This window comes from Paenibacillus crassostreae, assembly GCF_001857945.1.
Lineage (GTDB): Bacteria > Bacillota > Bacilli > Paenibacillales > Paenibacillaceae > Paenibacillus_AQ > Paenibacillus_AQ crassostreae.
The window spans coordinates 157,827-177,705 of the sequence record NZ_CP017770.1 but is presented as its reverse complement, the minus strand read 5'-3'; the positions used below and the strand labels follow the sequence as shown (position 1 = coordinate 177,705).

The window sequence follows — 19,879 nt, the reverse complement described above, 5'->3', positions numbered from 1 at the left end:
AATAATACGGTCTATTTAAATTAGTTATCTCAACACAAAAGGAATAAGTATATGACAACCTCTCTTTCCATATCTTTTAAAAAATGATAAAGGTGTGAGAGCATGTTAAAATCAAAAAAACAAAACCAATTCGTGTTTTATACAATTAAAGGATCAACCATTAAAAAGTTTTTAATCTTAGATTTGGTTACTGGATCCGTTATTTATTTTGCGGTCAAAATAATTTATTCAAGCATATTGATTGCGACTGTAGGAAGTATTATTGGAACTGAAGGAATTAAAAAGATATCAAAGTTCCAAAAAAAATCATTGAAATTTAAACTATGAAGAACAATATAGGTTATAACAAACACAATTTAAGAACATTGATTACACTCTCTGCCCGTTATCTTTTAGTTATATTAGCTTTTTTCAACGTCAAATGACAAGGACGTCATCTCATAAATGAAAAAAGCCGCTATATGAGCGACTTTCAGTTTAACAATGTTGTTGTCTTCACGAAGCTCTTTTTACTCCTTTCCAGGAACAACCCTGTGGAGTTAGAGATTCGATTCCATGCATTCTGTTATCCGTTCAAGTCAACGGTTTGGTTCAGATTTGATTCATCTGATCCTTTTCCTGTGATTTTCGAGAATAGTTGCTTCACCATCTTCGTCTTACTTCCCGTTTCCCAATATTCGGCCGACTCTGCTTTTATCTTTATCAAAACGAGATTCGGATCGTCCGGTGTAGTCTCCAACAACTTCTCGTAAGCAATGTTCCAGAATTCTTTTATTTTGGCTGGACTCGATACCAACTCTGCTTCTCCTCGTAAAGACACGTAGGACTTATCTACATAAGCTACATTCACACTTCGATTACGGAGGAGTTCCTGATATTTGTTAGTATCTTTTTTCGTCAAGAACCACAGGTCACCATCAAATTCAACTTCTTGTGTCTTCATTGGACGTGACACCAATCCTTGCTCCGTTACCGTCGTGAGCATAGCTGTGTCGATCCCTTTAATCAGATCTCTGACTTTCTCAATCGCCTCTTGGTTTGACAATGATTGATTCGACATGTGTTCACCTCATTTCGTTTTTTTATCCTCTTTATATCTTTTCCAATTCAGAATCTTATTATGAATAACAAAAGACACTGACCAAAGGAAGGTCAGTGTCAAGCCAAAACTCATACGTATTCTCTTATTGGAAGCTCCTACAATGTAGTAATAATCGGTCCATCCTTCGTAAGAATAATCGTATGTTCGTATTGAGCTACAAAACTTTTTTCTGTAACATAGGTCCAGCCATCTTCTTTTTGGGATACTTCTTCTTCTAAGGTCGAGATAAATGGTTCGAATGCGATAACCATCCCCTCCATTAATAATTCATTATCCCATGTATCATTATAATTAAAAATATGGTCAGGTGCTTCATGTATTGTACGTCCAATACCATGTCCTGTAAGGTTTTTGATAACAGTTAATCCATTCTCTCTCGCTGTTTGGAATACTGCTTTTCCGATTCTACTTTTTTTTGAACCAGGTTTTGCGTTCTTAAGCCCTGCTTCAAATGCCTTTTTGGCAACGTCGCATATTTTCGTTAATACTTCTTCTCCTTCACCTACTACAAACGAGATTCCTGTATCCGCAAAATACCCGTTTTTGGAACCAGAAACATCTATATTTACTAAATCCCCTTCATGAATAACCCGTTGACCCGGAATACCATGTGCCACTTCTTCATTAACGCTAATGCAAGTATAGCCAGGAAAATCATATTCACCTTTTGGGGCTGAAACTGCACCTGCTTTTTCTAAAAACTCTCCGGCTATATCATCAAGTTCTTTGGTCGTTATGCCAGGAATTGTTCTTTGTACCAGTTCATCTCTAATGGAGGCAACAATTTTACCAATTTCCTTCAAACCATTAAAATCTTCTTCTGTTTTTGCAATCATCGTATATCCTCACTTTTTAAAGTATCTTATGATTAGTATTCCATTTATGATTCTAGCATAAACGAAACAATTTTTCCTTCAACTAAATGCCCGTTACTTTAAGTACATTCTTCAAAATCACTCCTCTATATTATCATAAATATCCATTTCCTTTTCTAGAAAAGTACCGAATATGGACGTTTATGGCGTAAAAAGTGTGGATACAATTAAAATAGCCACCCTACTGGCGGCCTAAATTTTATCTCTTTTCTTTTTTTCAAAAGTCATAGGCTATTGCATCTCTGCCGGGTGCGCTTCTCTAATGACGCTCGTACACCTGATCCGGACGCTAAATGTTGTTGATACTGTTCCATCCACATGTTCGTTAACCTTTTCTCAGCATCGGATGTAATCGCGCATGGCGCAGCATCGGATACGTGGCGAATAATGCAGCCAGACTCACCGCCCCTACGCACGAAGCGATCGTCATCACACTCATCTTGAAATTCGACATCCAGTCGAACAAGGCCGAAATAGTGCCTCCATAATAAAGAAATATGCCTGCGATCATTACGATCATGAGCATGATAATGCTCCGTGTGAATCCTACCCGATACACGATGGCATAGCCGAAGAAAGAAAGACCGAAGCAAACCATGCCTACCATCAGATCGATCCACAAATAGGCGAAGAAATGGTACTCCCTAAAAAACAACCTCGCAGCATGCATAATGCCTGCCTCTACCGAATTCCATTGATAGACTGTCAATAGCACGTATTGGCATAAGTTTAGACACAATATGCTGAAAATAACGCCTACCAAACCTATGCCGTAGAAAGCTTTAAGAAATTGTTCCCGCGTACTTCCCATCCCGATCGAGATCGCAAAGAGGGACTTGAATCCGAAGAGCCCGAAAAAGGGAATAAAGAAATAAGTCGGCCCGGATATCGAAGCAAGTGTATCCCGATCGAGATCAAAGACCAAGCCGACGATGATCCATACGATCGTCAACGGAACGGTAATGAATAACAACAAGAGTTTAGCAAAATACCAGCCCACATCCTCGTACATCAACCGAAATACCGCGCTCCTTGCGTTCATACGTATACCTCCGCATCTTCCGTTATATTTAACAAATAATTTTGCAAGTCAGCTTTTTCAATGGAAAGCCCATGAACTTGCGCTTGCTCCTTCCATTGCTTCGAGTATGGAGCGTCGAGCATCACCCTGATTTTCGATCCTATCACGCTTTGCTCCAGCACTTTATAACCGTCAATAACGTTTGTGACAGCGCTCCGTTCGCCAACCAACCATATACCTTGCTCGCGGAACTCGTCGATCGGTTGATGATGCAGCAACTTGCCCTTGTGCATAACGATCAACGATTCGCAGAGTGCTTGGACTTCTTCAATATGATGACTCGAAATTAGAATTAGACGAGGTGAATCCTCATGGCTTTCTCTTAATGCCTCATACAGCTTTCTCCGCATCCCAGCATCCAGACCGTTCGTTGGCTCATCGAGTATCGTTATGTCAGCATGGCTAGATAACCCGATAATAAACTGTAACGCAGACTTCATCCCTTTGGACAGTTTGGATACTTTCTTCTTGGAGTCCAATCTGAAAGTTTCGATCAGATGGTCTGCCGTAGCTTGATCCCAGTTGGTATTGAAGTATCGACCGAAACGTAGTGCATCCTGTACCGTCCATATCGAGCTGAACGGATGATCCTCCTGCATGTAGCAGACATGCCGAACTGCCGCCGGGTTACCGTAAGGTGCCAAGCCCATAACTTGAACCGTTCCGCCGTGAGGCCGTTGATGACCGGCCAGTAGTCTCATCAGCGTTGTTTTGCCAGCCCCGTTGCGACCCCACAACCCCGCGATCACCGGCTCCTTCTCCTCGAACGATACTTTTTCGAGAACGGGTACGTTATCGTACGAATATGCTACTTCGTTTACGTATAGCATCATTACTCCTCCTCCTGTATTAACCGAACGACCGATTCCTTGCTTATTCCGATTCTCTTCGCTTCTTCCAACAAGGGAAGGATGAACTGTTCTCGATAATGAAGCTGACGTTCCTTCAACAATTGAAGCTTCGCTCCACTCTTTACAAACATGCCTATTCCTCTTTGTTTATAAATAATCTCTTCATCCACCAAAGCCTGGAGACCCTTCCGTACTGTCGCCCGATTGATGTTATAGAAGCGTGACAGTTCATTTTCGGAAGGAATTTGTTCCTCTTCGTTCAATTCACCCCCCACGATCTCGTCCATCATCATTTGGGCAATCTGCTGAAAGATTGGTTGGGATTCATCCAATGTCGGTTTCATCTAATACCTCTTTTCTCTAAGAACAATTAACGTTGAACGGTTGGTTACTCATCTAACCAACTATACATGATTAGGAGGTTACTGTCTATAACCGCTGCGGCCCAAATAAACGAAAATAACCCTCTACCTCATGAAGAGGCAGAAGGATGCCGAATGTGCCCACCACAGACTAAATATTCCGCACCTCATACTCAAAGGGTTCATCACACGAGTAAATTTCATGGAAAAATCCCACATAGGGGATATCGTCTTCCAGACATTTTATGCGATAGGACAACTCTTCATCACACGCTGGATCTTCTCCATTGTTCCGCATCACTTCGAATGCATCTACTATATTTTCAACGAGGGTTATTTGAATGAATAATGGTAACTTATCCAACATCGAATCTTCAATCTCGGTCTCGGATTTGTATCCCTCGAGTACTGTATTAAAATAATCATCCATAAACTCTCTTTGTTTCCCGGCGTCTTGTTCAAATTGTATCCAGCCCACGCCATGTGTCCATAGATTTTCTAGGTCATACATATACCAACAGAAACATGAGTTATCGAAGTCAAAAACAGTTATGTTCCCTGTATCAAAATCTATCATATAATTCCCATCGCTGTAATCAAAATGAACCATACCGTAAGACTCACGATTTATGTCCAAATCTTCTAAAGTTTTGAAGTGTTCTACCAGCATCTGCAGAGAATAGCTTTATTTCATAGCCTTCCAACTTGTACAACTCCGATATTAATGGAAGTAAATGTGCATCACCGATCTTAACAACCTCGTTATAAATCATAGCATCTCTCCTTTAGCTAGTAACATATTTAAAATAACCTTCTTCAAAAAAGTTGTCTCTTCCTAGATAAACACGTAATAGAATGTATCCAGTTTACCAGCTTCTACTGATAAACTGGATAGTAAAAAAAATATAATTAAATTATCCTGCTTCGTTTTTTCAGCGTTCCTCTTTAAGAACATCAGGAAGGATAATTACAAAGTATGGTGAATGTATCACTTCAAAACTTTATGAACGTGTCTTAAGTTATACACGTAAAAGTACCTGCTCTAACTTACTCTCTCTGTATTAATCACATATCTTTAGCCCCGCACTTTCTATAAATTTAACGTGTAAAAAGTTGTAAGAGCATACCAAATTCTATTTCGATTCCATAGTGCATGTTAAGAAAATATCGATGTTGATCAAATTTGCTACTTAAGAGTTTGCCAATCTCGCCAATCTTTACGGTCGTTCACTTCGTATATGTCATTATTTCTGTTCACAAATTTGTGTATAAAAAGTTCTCTACGGATTGTTGCGTTACATGGTCGCTAGCATTGTTCCGTTGGAGAAATTCAATATTTTGGGTAACACCAGGACTGAATTCCCCAATAAGTGGAACACAGATGTACTCTAGCCCGAAATAACCCCAAATATAAACATCCTGTCCGTTGCGACCTTCAAGTGAGGGACCACAAGAAACCTTTAATGGCATTCGAGTTGAACATATCAATCTTATATTTCCTCTATGCGATGCTGGACTTTAGTCGAGGTCCGGTACCCGGCCGCGGTCTGTTCCGAATCACAGAGATATTCTTTACAATAGAGCTAAGTCTTTTGGAGGAGCGATTGAACATGAATTACGAACATAAAGTAAAGAGGGAAGTTGCGAACTGGGAACAACAAATGTTCAAACCTCCGGGATGGCTGGAAAACACATCGAAAACTATCGGCAAACGAATTAATCATTTGATTCCCCCGAAGGTGCACAGCATCATTACGACCACCATACGATCGATCGTACGCACGGCACTGTTCGGTGCGGAATATACGCCTAGCCGTCCGGTGCAGCGTACTCTGGAACTGGAGTCTGCTGATCAAGAAGCGAAAGAGCTGTTTGCCCTGTACCAAAAAATCGCGGTTGCCGAAGGTGCTGGAACGGGAGCTGGCGGCATTATGTTTAGCATGGTAGACTTTCCAGCTTTAATTGCGATCAAGATGAAATTTTTGTTCGAGCTGGCGCATGTTTACGGTTATGACACCAAACATTTCTCCGAGAGGGTATTCATTCTCAAGGTATTTCAAATGACGTTTTCGGGGTCGGAAAACCGTGCCAGGTTGTTGGATTCGATCAAGCATTGGCATATTGAAAAGGAACAATGGCTCTCCGACACCGAATACTCCCGGAATATGGACTGGGGGATATTTCAAATCGAGTATCGCGACGCAATTGACTTCCGGAAAATGCTTCAGATGGTGCCTGGGATAGGAGCTTTCGCAGGCGCATGGGCGAATTACACCATTCTAGAAGAACTCCGCGAATTCGCCATGAACGCTTACCGCCTGCGCAAATTGCAAGATGATTTCGAGGTTTTGGGTTAATTCTCTCTGTCGCCATATACATCCTAGAAACATGGTTGCTTGGACAAACCTAAAGGCAGCTGATCATTAAGATCTGCTGCCTTCGTTTCTTCAATAAACTATCATTTCAATGAGTGGCTATGTAAGCTGTTTTTAACACATATACATAGGCACATCTATACAAATGTTATCCAACCTTGCGTCTCAAGACTACGTTAACCATTTCAGAAGATACCAACATGATGCTAAAAAGGATGAACAAAATAATAGGTATCATAGACATTCCAAATTGACTTGCAATAATACCCATGACTAATGGGATTAGTGTTGAACCTATATAAGCGCTTGCCATTTCAAGTCCAATTACACTTGGGGAAGCTTTTTCTCCAAAACGTTCCGGTGTTGCATGAACAATACTTGGAAAGATTGGTGCTCCTCCCAACCCCATCATAAATAGGGCTCCTGCCGCAATCCAATAAGTGACAGGCAAAACAAGAATAAATAGTCCAATACAGCCTACAATTGCGCCATATCTTATCAGATTTTTACTAGATACGTTAGTTGAAAGAAATCCAGATATAATTCGTCCAATGATGATTCCGATAAAGAATAAGGAGGTTAAAGCTGCTGCTGTGCCCGGAGATACCCCTTTATTTCCTATAAAAAAGGATGCCATCCATAGGCCAACGGCTGTTTCGGAACCATTGTAACAGAGCATGGTAACCATGGACATTTTCACACCCGGAATCCGTAAAGCCTCCCTGTTGCTGACCAGTTTTCTTTCGTTGCTTCCTTCTTCTATTCTTCTTGTCTCGAAGATCTTCCATAAAGACAACGACGCCAATAATATCACGGCTATAGTAAATAGAATTAACCCTACCGTAGTGTATCCCGCACGCCAGTTGTTCTCATGATTCAGCCAAAATGACATTACAATTGGCCCCGTAACTGCTCCAATTCCCCAAAAACAATGTAGCCAACTCATATGTTTGGCTTTGAAATGTAGTGCTACATAGTTGCTCAATGCCGCATCCACGGAACCAGCACCAAATCCCAAAGGAATAGCAAGAAGAACTAGAAATATGAAATCATCTGAAAAAGAGTATCCAAACAAAGCAATCGTCGTAGACAGTATGCTGACCAATGTTACTTTTCCTGTGCCGTATCTGTGCAACAATCGGCTAGCAAATAAACTCGATATTACCGTACATAATGAGACCATTAACGCTACGTACCCAGCCATTTCTGCTGTGGCACCTATATCGTGCTGCATAATGGGCCAAGCGCTGCCAAGCAAAGCGTCTGGCAATCCTAGACCTATAAATGTGAGATAAATAATTAGTAGTAGTAATATAACCATCGTGGCTCTCTCCTCATTAATGATTTTGTTACATTATTAACGTTATTCATTGGAATACTTTTCTCCTTTTCACTTTTTCTTTACCTATCTTCCATATCTATAATTTTCATCTGATTCCAACTTCGAATCACAAATATAATATTATTGAATCTCATTAGTGAAAACTTCCTATATTTTGATTAAATATATCAATAATATGATATTTCAGATTTATTCCATCGTTTTAGGTATTCCTTAATCTATGTAAATCGTTTTGATATACGCGAATTACAATATCCTGGTCATGATTACCAAATCCAGCCCCAAAGAGCGTCAATCCACCAACGTTTACGGAATTCTCATCAACCACGAAACGAAGCGTCCAGAATTTTTCCGTTAGCATAACATCCTCAACAGTCACGTCCGACATGCACTCTCCATCCATAAATGTTCCCAATGAATCAATGCGGAGCGTTTTCAATAATCCGTATTGATTCACATTTCGATGCCACCATTCCGGCGTATACTTGCCACGCGCAGCTCTTCCGAAGTCTGCTGGGCTTGTCCAGTTTCCAAGCGAAACACCGTTTAACGTGAATCCGATATCCGAAGGCCAATGATCACGGAGGCCAGGCGCTTCAGAAGCAAGTTCCATCGAAATCTCGATTGCCTCTGGAATTTGATCAGGAAGCAGATAGTTAGGCGTTTTGTACTCTACATAGCCCTTTCCAAACCACAAAATGGCGGCGTGAACCCGCTCAGGATCGAGAAAATAGCGCGGGTCATCCCAAACTCCGATTTCTTTTTCACGAGTGCCGAGCCCGCATGTAGGATGTACTTCAAAAGCGGTATAATGACCGACAGAAATCGTCTGCTCTCTAATCCTCGTGGTTATACTGGTGGATGGTAGTTTAATCTCGATGTTTTTTTGTTTGAGGAAACACATTTTATGAGTTCCTCCATTTAGACGTATCCTGCGGCTCCCGATTAATTCAGCTTGTTCGAGTTTTCGTATGTGCATGGTGATGATGGAGGGGCTAAGTTCTAGCAATGTTGCAATATCCTTCACATTCATTTCGTTATCCGCAATCAAACCCATAATCCTCCATCTAACATCGCTTGCCAGAGCTTCATATAAAGCCATGAATTTCGGTTCCCCGTTCGCTTTTAACATAAACATAATCTCCTGACTGATATTTATTGAAATCATATATATATTAATTTAATAAATTTAAAGCGAACCTTCAACCCTATTGCCTTGAAAGTTTTTGATCAATAGGGTTTAATTTTCTTAGCTTGTAATCACAATGAATTCTTATTTATGTAAATTTAAAGAAGAGGTGGACAATTGAACTACAATAACCCAGTCATTAAAGGTTTCTACCCTGACCCAAGCGTTTGTAAAGTGGACAACACCTATTATCTTGTCTGCAGTTCCTTTCAGTATTTCCCTGGCGTTCCGATTTTTGAAAGCAAAGATCTGATAAATTGGACCCAAATCGGTCATTGCCTAACCCGGAAAAGCCAGATTCAATTGGACACCGTGAACAGTTCCGGAGGTGTATTTGCTCCCACTCTGCGTCATAACAATGGACGATTCTACATGACGACCACAAATGACACTACACACCAAAACTTCTATGTTTGGACTGACGATATTTACGGAGAATGGTCTGAACCAATCTACGTTGACCAGGGTGGGATCGATCCGGATTTATATTTTGAAGAGGGTAAAACGTATTTCATGAGCAATGGGACTGACGATTACGGAGTTGGCGGTATCGTCCAGTGCGAAATTGAAATTGAATCCGGACGCAAGTTAACGCCAAGTCGTTCGGTCTGGCAAGGTACCGGAGGACGTTATTTGGAAAGTCCTCATCTTTACAAAATTAATGGACGATATTATCTGATGGTATCTGAAGGCGGAACGGAGTATGGCCATATGGTCACTTATGCGCGCGGAAATTCACCTTCCGGCCCGTTCGAAGCCTATAAGAACAATCCTGTACTGACCAATCGTAATTTAGGCGGTTACGAGCTGCAAGGAGTCGGCCACGGTGATCTGGTTCAAGATCAGGAAGGGAATTGGTGGCTCCTTCATCTCGGATTCCGGCAAACCGGACAGTACCTTACGTTTCATCACTTGGGACGCGAAGTTTTCCTTACTCCAGTTGCTTTTGGCGAAGACGACTGGTTTACGGCAGGACATAAAGGTACCACTCTTATGAGTTTCGAGACAGATCGTATCACTGACACAATCATTCAACAAGAGAAAAAGGTCTTCACGTTCGAAAACACGGATTGGAATCTGGACTGGTGTTATCTTCGTCATCCGGTTGCAGAACATTATCAGTTAGAATCCGATAAGGTAAAGCTTAAAGGAACTGGAGTGACGCTAGATGTTCCGGCATCCCCGACATTTTTAGGTATTCGTCAAAAAGACTTCAACGCGGTTATTTCTTGTGAGATCAGCCTTACGAATGGTGAAGCTGGCATTACTCTTTATATGGATGAAAACCACCATTATGATTTAGCCTTGCGTAACCATCAACATGGATACGAGGTCATCGAACGACTTAATATCGGAGATATCAAATCAACTGAAAAAGCTATAGAATTGGGCCATTGCAATCATGCTACATTGATTATTAAGGCCACTCCTACTCTTTATCACTTCTATGTTCAGATTGAAGATACTGAGACTTTACTTGGATCTGCGCAAACGAAATATCTCTCCTCAGAAATAGCAGGAGGATTTACAGGTGTACTTATTGGTTTATATGCCACAGGAGAAAGTCCTGATTGCAATGCAGTGTTTTCACGTTTTAGCTGCGAGTACTATTAATGTGTCTGATCGTTTACTCTTGATAATTTGTAATCAAAGTTGCTTTGTTTCATACACGCATAAAGACCCTTACCTCAAGCTGGTAAGGGTTTTTCAATATGCTTGTTAATATTATAGTACATCCTTACCTGTAAAGAGAAACATTCTTACTTTAACTAATTTGGTATATTCCTGCTCCATTTTCTCTGCACCAACGAGGATTGATGATTACATCAAGTATCTTCCTGTGATCGACTGCTCCGCATGGATAATCTGCGCCGGTGTGCCCTCGAATACCACCTGGCCGCCCTTGCTGCCTCCGTCCGGTCCCATATCGATGATCCAATCCGCTTGGCTGATCACATCAAGGTTGTGCTCGATAACGATTACTGTATTGCCGGCATCCACAAGGCGATTCATGATCTCTTGTAGATGACCGATATCTGACATATGCAGACCGGTCGTCGGCTCGTCCAACACGTAGATACTGCCCTGTTTATGAAGCTCGCTTGCTAGCTTAATGCGTTGGCATTCCCCGCCCGATAGCGTGCTGAGCGGCTGGCCGAGCGTTATATAGTTCAGCCCCACATCGCTCATCGCCTGGAGCTTGCGCACAACCTCTTTCAGCTGGAAGAATTCTAATGCCTGCTCCACTGTCATCTCGAGAACTTCTGCAATGGACTTGCCGTTAAGCTTATACTCGAGTACTTCTTCCTTGAATCGTCTGCCTCCACAAACTTCGCATGGCAGCTTCACGCTGTCGAGGAATGCGAGGTCAGTATAAACAACACCTAGCCCTTGGCAGTTTTCGCAAGCCCCCTTGGAGTTGAAGCTGAATAATCCTTGATTGACTTTGTTCGCAGAAGCAAACGCTTTGCGCACATCATCCATAATGCCCGTGTAGGTCGCGGGATTCGAGCGTGTTGACACGCCTACCGCCGATTGGTTGATGACGATCGCATCCGGATGTTGGCTGAGAAATACTTGGTTAATCAGCGTACTCTTGCCTGAGCCGGCGACACCGGTAACTACTGTCAACACTCCGGTTGGAATATCTACACTCACGTTCTGAAGGTTGTGCAGTACGGCATCCTTGATGGACATCTTGCCGGATGGCTGCCTGCAATCATACTTCAGCTGGAGTGGCCGCTTCATATGGGTACCTGTCAGTGTACCTGCCTCCAGTAGGCCTTGGTAGCTTCCTTCATACACGATGATACCTCCTCGGCTACCAGCATAAGGCCCGACGTCGACAATATGATCTGCCAACTTGATCACATCGGGATCATGCTCGACGACAATTACGGTATTGCCCTTGTCGCGCAGCTTCTGAAGCAATTCATTCAACCGATGTACATCACGGGGGTGTAAGCCAACGCTGGGCTCATCAAAAATATAAGTGACATCCACCAGACTGCCGCTCAGATGCTTCACCATCTTGACGCGCTGCGACTCGCCACCGGACAATGTATCAGTCTCGCGGTCCAACGTCAAGTAATCAAGTCCTATATCCACCAGATGTTGCAGCCGCTCTGTCAGCGACTTGACGACCGGCGCAGCGATCGCGTCGTTAATCTCCTGAATGACGCTAATGAGCTGTCCGACCTCCATGGAGGACAGCTCCGCAATGTTGAGTCCATTGATCCTACAGTTGAGCGCGGCCTGACTGAGTCTAGCGCCGTGACAACTGGAGCAGGGGCCCTCGGAAATGAAAGGCGTAACCGCTTTTTGCGTGCGTTCGGACTTCGTCTTCACATCCTGCTTGATGTATTTGTTGGTGAATTTCTCAATGACGCCTTCCACTGTAATATTCGTTGCCTTTCCGGCGAAATCCATCTTTACTTTCCTCGCCTTGGCATACAGCAGATGCTCCAGTTCCTCATCCGAATAATCGCTCAAATTCTTGTCGAGATCGAAGTCCCCCGACTGCACGATCATGTTCCACTCCCAGCCGCCTACCGAATAGTCAGGTAACATAATAGCCCCTTCATTCAGCGACCTTGACTTGTCCAGCACCTTGCTCATGTCGACGCCCAGCCTGCGACCGATCCCGTTGCACTCGGGACACATGCCTTGCGGATCGTTAAACGAAAACATGTTCACTGATCCAACAAAAGGCTGGCCCACTCGGGAGAAGAGAAGACGAAGAATAGGAGAAATATCGGTGATCGTGCCCATCGTGGAATGGGAACCACCGCCCAGCCGTTTCTGATCCACGATAACGGCCATGCTCAGGTTCTCGATCGCGTCCGTATCCGGCTGCGGAACGCGGGGCAGGAAAGTGCGCACGAACATGCTGAAGTTCTCATTCAGCAATCGTGTAGATTCTGCGGCGATCGTATCGAAGACGATCGATGACTTGCCAGATCCGGACACCCCGGTGAAAATCGTGATTTTTCGCTTGGGAATGCGCAAGGATACGTTCTTGAGATTGTTTTCCCTCGCACCTGAGATTACGATAAATTCCTGATTAGATTCACTCATGATTAACATCCTTCCGATCGTGTTAATTTCAACTTAAATTTACATTGTACCATTCGTCGTGCATAGAAAGTCCAGCAGCCCGTATTTGCATCTTTTATTTTTCTAACCAGGGAGATGATGCGATAGCTTTTTCCCGAATATTCAGATTGTGTCCTTACATTACAATTTATTGGTTAGAGATGGCTCCACCCTCATGCTCTCCATTCTTCAATTAAGAAAATCATAATGGGAACTGAACTCCGGACTTTGTAAAGGATACCTTTTCATATTATCCATCTTATCAGATTGACTTAAGTAGACATAAACCGGCTGCATGCATAAGACATGCAGCCGGTTAATGATGATTCGGTCAAGCAGAGTCAATTATCGTTCCCACTAAATTAGCATTTGAGAGGAGATAGTTAGTGCCGAATGCGGTTATTGTTCCAACACCTTTTCAAGCTCGATGCACCAAGCACTCCAGCCATACTTAGCACCTTCGAGTCCTTGAGTATTTGAGAATCCGGATTGTTCGAGATGAAGGTTCACCTTTCCGCCTCCTAAATCCTGAAGCGTCAAGGTGACCGTTTCTTTGAGTGGAGAGGCGTTCAGCCTAAACCGCGTTTCTCTGCCGACTTTTCGGTCAAGTACTAGTCCGGCCTCTTTAAGGATTGTCAAATGCTTGGATACCGCTGTACGGCCCATTTGAAACTGTGCTGTTAATTCATGAAGCGGTATTTCCTCTGCCTCTGCTAGCAGGTAAATCAGTCGGCGCCTAGTTGGGTCTGCAATCGCGTCAAATACATCCCGCGACTGGTTATTATCGTTCACAACATTCTCTCCAAATGACTATTTATATTTAGACACCATTTGGTGTCGTGTCAAATACAATCTTAAACTCCACATGAAAACTGTCGATATGATGCTTGTATTGTCATATCCAGCGGATTCGTATTTTTTAATGCAACTTATACTTTCTTATATTTTAAGAAAGGCGATCTTCTCTTCATAATTCGAAGAAGAAGTCGCCTTTTTCATCTTACTAATCTCTTTGGTATTACTGAACGTCCTTGCCGGTGAAGAGCGATACTCTTGCTTTGACCAATTCGGAATATTCACTTTCCATTTTTTCTGCTCCAGCTTTGTTCAACTCATCAATAAAATTGTCATAAATTCCATCAAAATCAGCCGGTTTGGACATTATTGCTTCTGGGATCCGTTTGCGGACAATATCTTGTGTTTTCTGATAAATGACTGGATAGTCTCCATCTGTTGGTGCCTGCATGTTGTATAATGCGCCCCACTCTTTGACAGGAAATTCATCTTCGCTGGGGAACAAATCTTTCCAGGTTGTTGCGTTATAAGCTGCTAAAGTTTCTTTCTCAGCATCAGAGTAACTGGCGATAATTTGTTCTGGGAAGTTGGTTGTATAGTAATTATTAGTGGAATCTTTAACGCCATCCCCATATCGGACTCCAAAAATGGAATATAGACCGATGCCTGTTTCCTTCGTGAAATTCGACGCATCGTTTACTTTTTGGTCAAGAATATCGTCAGGAATAACACGGTTCCCATCTTCTACATTATATTGCTTGCCTTCAATGCCCCAGTTTCTCAGTACTTGACCTTCTTCTGAGGATAACCAGTCAAGGAACTTGATCGCGCGGATCGGATCTTCACAATCGGTTGTGATACTAATACCGTATCCATCAACACCAATCGACTGCAAAGAGTGATCTTTATACTGCTCATTCAAAGTCACCGGAAAATGCCCGTAAGTATACTCGTCCTTCCCTTCGGATTTCAAGGCATTTTCAGCGTCCTGGTATTCCCATTCCACAGAGGTGAGACCAAGTACTCGTCCACTGGCAATTTTGGCTTTATACTGGTCTTCTTTTTGAACAAAAGAATCTTTGTCAAGCAGACCTGTGTTATACATGTGATTTAACCAGCGAAAATAATCCTTTTCTTCTGGCCGTTTATAGTGAAGCATAGCTTCATAAGTATCGGGATTTACATGATATTCGCCATCATTTGTTCCACCTGTTGTCACATCAGCCTGATTGGTTACCGTAATCATGATCTTCCAGTCATCAGCGTTCAGTGTAAGTGGGATGGTCGGTAGTCCATCCGTTGTTGGATGTTTAGCTACATATTCTTTTAGTACGCTTTCAAAATCATGTACCGTTTTAATTTCTGGATACCCCAGTTCTTTTAATACCCGAAGCTGGACCTCAAACCCGTTGGTTACATCAAAGGCCTGTTGATCTACACCAATGTTAGTCGGAATAGAGTAGATTGCTTGGTCATCATTACTGTATTTCATACGATTCATGTTACTATTCATAACCTTTTTAATATTGGGAGCGTGCTGATCGATAAGATCTGTTAGATCAATGATCGCTCCGGCATCAACTAGTTTGTTGAGTTCACCCTTCGCATATACGATATCGGGGTATTGGCCGCTGGCCGCCATCAAAGCGATCTTGGTTTGTCCTCCGCCACTACCAACATCGTATTCCGCTTCTAGCGTAACGCCAGTTTTTGCGGTAATTTCTTTACCCACATCATCCTGCATGTTGTTCCAGTTAGGACTTGCGTCAGCGCCAAAGAAAGAAAACGTAATTGGACTTGTATCGTCTGCGTTGTTACCAGATTTGGTACTAGCGGAATCGTTACCAGAACTGCTACAACCTGCCGAAATAAGCAGTGCACTAGTCAGAGCCAGTATTCCAATTTTTTTGGATAAGATTGTAATCATCCCATCTTTCCCCCTTATTTTTATCAAAATATGACTTTCGTACTGATCTGTGAAGGGCATCCTAATCATTTGATGTTACCCTTTTACCTTTTTCATTTTAACTATTAATTTGGCGGTTAACCTTGATTTTCAGGTCATTAAATAGCATGATATAGACATTATAAATTTTTTATAGGTGGGAATCGATTAAGTATGAGTAATGTATATTTGAACTTGTTTACGAGGGATGAGCATTTCCCCTTTTTCATTCAGTATGGATCACATGAGGAGAACACTACGTTTCATAACCATGTAGACTTTTCTGAACTTGTCATTGTGCTGAATGGACATGCTACCCATATCGTCAATAGCGAAGAATCTTTTATCAAAAAAGGTAATGTTTTTGTTATTAACAGTGGAACTTCGCATGCCTATAAGGACCCGTATGACTTCAAAATTTGCAATATTATGTACAAACCTGAAATGCTCAATTCTGCCGGATCTGATCTGCGAACATTGAACGGTTTTCAAGCCCTTTTTATTTTGGAACCGTTTTATCGTAGTATTAATCCTTATAAAAGCAAACTTAACATATCGATTGTAAGCCTGGAGTACGTCGCCTCCCTCATTTCGATCATGATTAAGGAATATGAAGAGAAAATTCACGGCTATAAAACCATGCTCGCTTCCCGATTTATGGAACTTGTCGTTTATTTATCAAGACAATATGACCATCAGGAGAAAGGAATAGATGCCAGTCTAATGCACCTAGCAAATGCGATTTCTTATATTGAGGATCACTATCTTGTGCAAGTTACACTTGAAGAAATAGCGACCAAATCAGATATTTCGGTTAGACACTTAAATAGATTATTTCGGGCTTATTATCTGACAACGCCGATCGCTTATCTACAGCGTCTTCGTTTAGAACGAGCATGCACGTTGTTAAATCAAACTAATCTTTCAATTACGGAAATCTCATACGAGTGCGGCTTTAACGACAGCAATTACCTCACGCGCCAATTCAAAAAAACATACGGTATGTCTCCTAAGTCCTTTAGAAATAAAAAATAAATACGTTAGTCCCCTATCTTACAAAAAAATAGCAGCTGGCTCTTCTGAGCTGCTGCAACAATCACTTGAAATTTATTTTTATTTCTCCATCAATTCAACCGGCTCATAATCGAACCAATCAAATAACGCAGGGGCGGATTCTCCCGTTTCAGAGGTTGCATACATGGCAACAAATACTCCTGTAAAACCTCCTGCCATTTCTGTGCTAAGAAAATGAGTTTCCCCCCACCCCATTTCAATGGGTTCGATTTCTGGAGTGCGGATTGAAGCTATAAATTTATCTCGCAGAGCCTGAATTTGAAGCACAATTGGCCCCTCCGGACATTCACGGATTTCTTCTACTTTCAGTGAACCGACAGTTCGCCGAAAGACTATCATTTTGCTTCCTTCTATAGACCTTACAGCTAGATCATAATGATGCTTTTCGTTCATATATACGGTTAATCCTGCTTCTTGGCCATCGTTAAGCGGTTCAAATTCCATCTGTGCTTCTACCTTACAAGTGAAGTGACAAAGACGTCTGCCTACAAAGGCAGGAGAACCCGTTTCATTCAAAGACGTTTTATGTCCATGCAGTACTAGATGTCCTGGTTGGTCCTGTAATGACCAGCTTCCTTGCACGGGATTTCGCAAAAAGGTCCAATCCAATCTAAGATTTGAACTGTCAAAGTTATCTCTGATCGACTTCTCAGGCCATTGGACTTCGGGTAGCTTCGGAGACTCCATGACTGTTTCGATATGCGTGTCATTGCCGATTACCGGCCAACCCTCAGATGTCCAGCTTACAGGAGCAAGATGCACCTCTCTGCCTAAATGATGAGCCATAGGGTATGAGGCCGGTCTGATTCCCAAGCAAACAGCCCACCAGCTGCCGTCCTGAGTCTCTATCAAATCTGCATGACCGGTTGCATGTATGCTACTTTCCATACTTCTATTCGAGAGAATAGGATTATTTGAATAAGATTCATAGGGTCCAAATGGATGTTTGCTTCTTGCGATGGTTTCCATATGTCCATATTCTGTGCCACCTTCAGCGATCATCAAATAATAGTAACCCTTTATTTTGTATACATGAGGAGCTTCCGGATAAGCCCCTCCACTTCCTTTCCATAATAGGTGGCTCTCTGTCAGCATGCTGCCGGTTTCAATATCGATTTCACACTGATAAATAGCATGACCCTGATCACCGGTGCGGGAAGACTGAAAGTATACGCGTCCGTCATCATCAAATGTTAGCGATGGATCTATTCCGTCCTGGGCAACAAGTATCGGATTTGACCATGTTTCTGCTGGGTTTTTCGTTTTAACAAAGAAATTCCCGACTCCGCTTACGTTGGTTGTCACCATATAAAACCAACCGTTATGATAACGGATTGTCGGTGCGAATATCCCTCCTGAACTCCATGAATTAGCTAATGGCAACTGTACTTCTGTTGTAAGACAATGACCGATCTGTCGCCAGTTGACTAGATCTTTGCTATGAAAAATAGGCACTCCAGGGAAATATTCAAATGTACTTGTGACCAAATAATAATCATCACCAGCCCGACAAATGCTGGGGTCCGGATGAAAGCCCGGTATTACGGGATTAGTATATTGCATATAACCGCACTCCTGTCTAGTTAGCATTAGATAATCTTATGCTTCTTTTTATTTTTATCGGTTTCATAAACGCACACAGGTCGGTGGTGCCTCACGTTTTCTAGATGGGATAGAGAAAATAAAGCTCCATTAAATCCACATCCATTATATTTCACATCCAAGATAATAAACCTTCATTTTCAAGTCGTATAAGTAGCATTATCTAGACATCAATACTCCCGCCACTTACCCACGCTGTCGTTTACTCTTGTTAAATTGTAATTAGAGTTGCTTTGTTCATACACGCATAAAGACCCCAGGGAAATATTCCAATAAACTCGTGACCAAATAGCACTCGTCGCCGACACGGCAAATACTGGGGCAGCATGATACTTTATTGCTTGAAAGCAGCCTGCTGCTGTTCATAAATCTCGTAGAAATCGCTCCATACCAGTACGTTGTCCTTCTCTTTGGCCCACCAATCTTTGTACCAGGTCTTCGTGTACTTTTCTTGGTCACTCACCACCAACTGCCCATTCTCCTCCACCGTATAATGTGTTCCTTCAAAGCCGTTCTTGAATACCCGTCCCGTTTCAGTTCTGGTCATGAAATCAATGTGCTTCATCACCGCTTCGGGGTTCTTGGCTCTACGTTTTGAATTATGAAAAAAATCAAATGATTATATTTTTATATCATGATAGCATACGAAATGTAGCAAATATGATATAGAAAGGACAATGAAGATATGAATATTGTCGTCGAAAATCTTCCAACATATCGTATCGCATATATGCGACAAGTTGGACAATATGGCCCTGGAAATATTCATGTAATGGAAAAGTTAAAAAAATGGATGAAGGAGAAAAATCTACTTACTGAATCGGCAATAATACTCGGAATTCCGCAAGATAACCCAGAGACGACACCTTCCGAAAACTGTCGATATGATGCTTGTGTCGTCATATCAGCCGATTATCAAATGGATAATTCAATATGTGAAAGTGAGCTTGCTGGTGGGAAATATGTTATTTACACAATCAAACATACAGTGGAAGATATTCAAAAAGCATGGGTTGAAATTTTTCCAGCGATACAAAACAGCGGATATCAAATTGATACCAAACCGATTCTTGAAAGATACAAGGGTGATATGATTTACAACGATTATTGCGAGTTATGTGTGCCTGTAATACCGTTATAGTATTATTTGACAAGAAAAAGGAGTAGTAGCCGTAGCAAACTACTCCCTTC

General features: G+C 42.1%; 18 protein-coding genes. 4 read left to right on the top strand and 14 right to left on the bottom strand.

The window, feature by feature from the left end; genetic code table 11:
• Positions 1-565: 565 nt before the first annotated feature.
• From LPB68_RS00895 to LPB68_RS22595, 7 genes are all read right to left on the bottom strand, one after another.
• On the bottom strand, positions 566-1,060 hold the full coding sequence (locus LPB68_RS00895) for a pyridoxamine 5'-phosphate oxidase family protein (protein WP_068654952.1): 495 nt from the start codon (positions 1,058-1,060) through the stop codon (positions 566-568).
• Positions 1,061-1,197: 137 nt separating this feature from the next.
• Positions 1,198-1,938, bottom strand: coding sequence for a type I methionyl aminopeptidase (map, locus tag LPB68_RS00890; RefSeq protein WP_068654954.1), 741 nt, complete (start codon positions 1,936-1,938; stop codon positions 1,198-1,200).
• A gap of 364 nt (positions 1,939-2,302) precedes the next feature.
• Complete coding sequence (locus tag LPB68_RS00885; RefSeq protein WP_068654956.1) at positions 2,303-3,019, bottom strand: hypothetical protein; 717 nt, start codon at positions 3,017-3,019, stop codon at positions 2,303-2,305.
• A complete protein-coding gene (locus tag LPB68_RS00880) occupies positions 3,016-3,891 on the bottom strand; it encodes an ATP-binding cassette domain-containing protein (RefSeq protein WP_232510145.1) in 876 nt (291 codons plus the stop codon). The genes LPB68_RS00885 and LPB68_RS00880 overlap by 4 nt, the downstream gene beginning before the upstream one ends.
• Complete coding sequence (locus LPB68_RS00875) at positions 3,891-4,253, bottom strand: GntR family transcriptional regulator (protein ID WP_068654958.1); 363 nt, start codon at positions 4,251-4,253, stop codon at positions 3,891-3,893. The genes LPB68_RS00880 and LPB68_RS00875 overlap by 1 nt, the downstream gene beginning before the upstream one ends.
• A 169-nt stretch (positions 4,254-4,422) precedes the next feature.
• On the bottom strand, positions 4,423-4,881 hold the full coding sequence (locus LPB68_RS00870) for a phosphotransferase (RefSeq protein WP_237087905.1): 459 nt from the start codon (positions 4,879-4,881) through the stop codon (positions 4,423-4,425).
• A gap of 10 nt (positions 4,882-4,891) precedes the next feature.
• Positions 4,892-5,044, bottom strand: coding sequence for a hypothetical protein (locus tag LPB68_RS22595; protein WP_157891897.1), 153 nt, complete (start codon positions 5,042-5,044; stop codon positions 4,892-4,894).
• 837 nt (positions 5,045-5,881) lie between these two features.
• On the opposite strand from LPB68_RS22595, the gene LPB68_RS00865 reads away from it, so the two are divergent.
• Positions 5,882-6,628, top strand: coding sequence for an EcsC family protein (locus tag LPB68_RS00865; protein ID WP_068654960.1), 747 nt, complete (start codon positions 5,882-5,884; stop codon positions 6,626-6,628).
• A gap of 166 nt (positions 6,629-6,794) precedes the next feature.
• On the opposite strand, the gene LPB68_RS00860 is transcribed toward LPB68_RS00865, so the two are convergent.
• Both LPB68_RS00860 and LPB68_RS00855 read right to left on the bottom strand, forming a co-directional pair.
• Entirely contained in the window at positions 6,795-7,967 is a 1,173-nt protein-coding gene (locus LPB68_RS00860; RefSeq protein ID WP_068654962.1) for an MFS transporter, read from the bottom strand.
• Positions 7,968-8,190: 223 nt separating this feature from the next.
• On the bottom strand, positions 8,191-9,120 hold the full coding sequence (locus LPB68_RS00855) for an ArsR/SmtB family transcription factor (RefSeq protein ID WP_068654964.1): 930 nt from the start codon (positions 9,118-9,120) through the stop codon (positions 8,191-8,193).
• A 174-nt stretch (positions 9,121-9,294) separates the two neighbouring features.
• Here LPB68_RS00855 and LPB68_RS00850 point away from each other — a divergent pair, with 174 nt between their 5' ends.
• Entirely contained in the window at positions 9,295-10,791 is a 1,497-nt protein-coding gene (locus LPB68_RS00850; protein WP_068654966.1) for a glycoside hydrolase family 43 protein, read from the top strand.
• A gap of 207 nt (positions 10,792-10,998) precedes the next feature.
• On the opposite strand, the gene LPB68_RS00845 is transcribed toward LPB68_RS00850, so the two are convergent.
• The 3 genes from LPB68_RS00845 to LPB68_RS00835 all read right to left on the bottom strand — a co-directional run bounded on the left by LPB68_RS00845 (position 10,999) and on the right by LPB68_RS00835 (position 15,994).
• Positions 10,999-13,254, bottom strand: a complete 2,256-nt coding sequence (locus LPB68_RS00845; RefSeq protein ID WP_068654968.1) for an ATP-binding cassette domain-containing protein — start codon at positions 13,252-13,254, stop codon at positions 10,999-11,001.
• Positions 13,255-13,671: 417 nt separating this feature from the next.
• A complete protein-coding gene (locus LPB68_RS00840; RefSeq protein WP_068654970.1) occupies positions 13,672-14,064 on the bottom strand; it encodes a metalloregulator ArsR/SmtB family transcription factor in 393 nt (130 codons plus the stop codon).
• A gap of 226 nt (positions 14,065-14,290) precedes the next feature.
• Complete coding sequence (locus LPB68_RS00835) at positions 14,291-15,994, bottom strand: ABC transporter substrate-binding protein (RefSeq protein ID WP_068654972.1); 1,704 nt, start codon at positions 15,992-15,994, stop codon at positions 14,291-14,293.
• A gap of 192 nt (positions 15,995-16,186) precedes the next feature.
• Between LPB68_RS00835 and LPB68_RS00830 the strand changes: the two genes are divergently transcribed.
• The gene (locus tag LPB68_RS00830) at positions 16,187-17,047 is read left to right on the top strand and encodes a helix-turn-helix domain-containing protein (RefSeq protein ID WP_068654974.1); all 861 of its coding nucleotides are present in this window, start codon (positions 16,187-16,189) and stop codon (positions 17,045-17,047) included.
• A 78-nt stretch (positions 17,048-17,125) separates the two neighbouring features.
• On the opposite strand, the gene LPB68_RS00825 is transcribed toward LPB68_RS00830, so the two are convergent.
• Positions 17,126-18,649, bottom strand: a complete 1,524-nt coding sequence (locus LPB68_RS00825; protein ID WP_068654976.1) for a glycoside hydrolase family 43 protein — start codon at positions 18,647-18,649, stop codon at positions 17,126-17,128.
• 373 nt (positions 18,650-19,022) lie between these two features.
• Positions 19,023-19,235 (bottom strand): hypothetical protein, encoded by a 213-nt coding sequence (locus LPB68_RS22590; protein WP_068654978.1) that lies wholly within the window; start codon positions 19,233-19,235, stop codon positions 19,023-19,025.
• A 138-nt stretch (positions 19,236-19,373) separates the two neighbouring features.
• Here LPB68_RS22590 and LPB68_RS00820 point away from each other — a divergent pair, with 138 nt between their 5' ends.
• A complete protein-coding gene (locus LPB68_RS00820; protein WP_068654980.1) occupies positions 19,374-19,829 on the top strand; it encodes an AraC family transcriptional regulator in 456 nt (151 codons plus the stop codon).
• Positions 19,830-19,879: the final 50 nt, after the last annotated feature.